Genomic DNA, 1,499 nt, shown 5'->3' on the forward strand with positions numbered 1-1,499 from the left:
CCGCGCATCCCACCCGCGGCGCGCGAGCGGCGCATGAGCTGAGCTTGCGTGAACACTTCAACGGACACGATCTCCGGATGAGCTGGCCGCCGCGAGCGCACGATCCGGTCCGGCTCCGCGCGACGGAACCGGACGACATGCCCGGCGCTCACGTCGTCCGGATTCAGCAGCGTCTCTTGCTTGGTCCAGCGCCCGAAGATGGCGTACCCGGTGTAGCGCGGATTCTCCAGAATCGACCGCACTGTGCTGCCCTGCCAACCGTCCTTGAGCCGGTGCCGATTCTGTTCAGGCCGATGCCAGGAAGGGCACGGAATCCCGTCCAGGTTGAGTCCCTTCGCAATCGCCCGATCGCCGGTGCCCTCCAGGTACTCGGCGAAGATCCGCCGCACCACAGCAGCCGCCTCAACGTCGATCGCCAGCACGCGCAGCCGGAACCCCTCGGCGGCCTTACGCGGATTGGGGTGCGGGCCGCCATCGACGACGACGTACCCGTACGGCGCCCGGCCGCCCTGATGCCGTCCTTCGTTCACGACCTGAGCGTCCATCGCCGCCCGGACTCGTGCCTGAACGTGCTGGCGCTCCGATTCGCTCATCCCGCCGAGCACGCTCATCAGCATCTTGTGCGACGGGTTGCGCGCGTCGAACTTCCCGCCCAGCTCTGGCACCCAGAGGTCGACCCCGTAGGCCGCGAACCGCGGTGCGATGAGGGAGAACTGGTTGCCGAACCAGCACCGCGTGCCTTCGCCGACGACCACAGCGTCCCACTCGCGCCGTGGGTTCTTCAGCTCCGCCAGCAACCGCGCCGCCTCGGTCCGCCGTTCCCACGGCACCGACCGCGACTGACCCACATCGAAGAACTCCGCCACGATCCGGCCGCCAAGCGGATCGACGAACTTGCGCGCGTTCCCGAACTGCCATCCCCGCGACGTTTCCGGGTCCTGGTTGTCCTCGGTCGAGCACCGGCCGTAGACCGCGAGCGCTCCAATCCCGTCGTCCACCGGATCGGCGATCTCAAGGCCCAAGATCTCGTCCAGCGTCGCCCACGGGTCACTGATGATTTCAGCTGTCACCGTTCACCTCCTCGACCGGCCCGTCCAGCACCGGCACCTCAGTAAGCTCAATCAGAATGGCGAGCAACGTACGAGAAACAGCGGGCGTCAGCTCAGGCAATCCCGCAGGTAGGATAACGCGAACCGACGGATCTTCCGAGCGAGCGGCGCTCATGGCTGATCACTCTCATCCGCAGCCGTGTCACCGTTGGTCGCGCGACTCACAGAGCTCCTGATTTCAGCTGTTCGGTACCCGCGTACCTGCCGCGTCTCGCCGTCCTCGGTCGTCACCCGGTCTCGGGTCGGTCGGCAACCCAAGTCGGTCATCTGCTGCGCGAACGTCCTCGGGTCGACTTCCAGCGCGCTCAGGAACTCGGCGGTCGGCACGAAATCCCGGCCGCCCGGCCCCAGGTCATCACCGAGGTAGGCCACGATCGATGCGAGCGGTTC

The 1,499-nt window shown here is 67.0% G+C and carries 2 protein-coding genes and 1 pseudogene; all 3 read right to left on the reverse strand.

Features of this window, described 5'->3' with window-relative positions; translation table 11 throughout:
- Positions 1-1,070 (reverse strand): recombinase family protein (locus tag FXO23_RS50450; protein WP_158896328.1); only part of this gene is annotated, 1,070 nt, incomplete at its 3' end.
- Entirely contained in the window at positions 1,060-1,224 is a 165-nt protein-coding gene (locus FXO23_RS50455; protein ID WP_158896330.1) for a hypothetical protein, read from the reverse strand. The genes FXO23_RS50455 and FXO23_RS50450, both read right to left, overlap by 11 nt.
- Positions 1,221-1,499: pseudogene (locus FXO23_RS50460) on the reverse strand (hypothetical protein); the annotation flags it as partial. The gene FXO23_RS50455 and the pseudogene FXO23_RS50460, both read right to left, overlap by 4 nt.

It is taken from the genome of Amycolatopsis anabasis, from assembly GCF_009765355.1.
Classification (GTDB): domain Bacteria; phylum Actinomycetota; class Actinomycetes; order Mycobacteriales; family Pseudonocardiaceae; genus Amycolatopsis; species Amycolatopsis anabasis.

Coding starts and splice junctions, on each gene's coding strand:
- FXO23_RS50455 (WP_158896330.1), bottom strand. CDS start 1,224: ATGAGCGCCGCTCGCTCGGAAGATCCGTCGGTTCGCGTTATCCTACCT.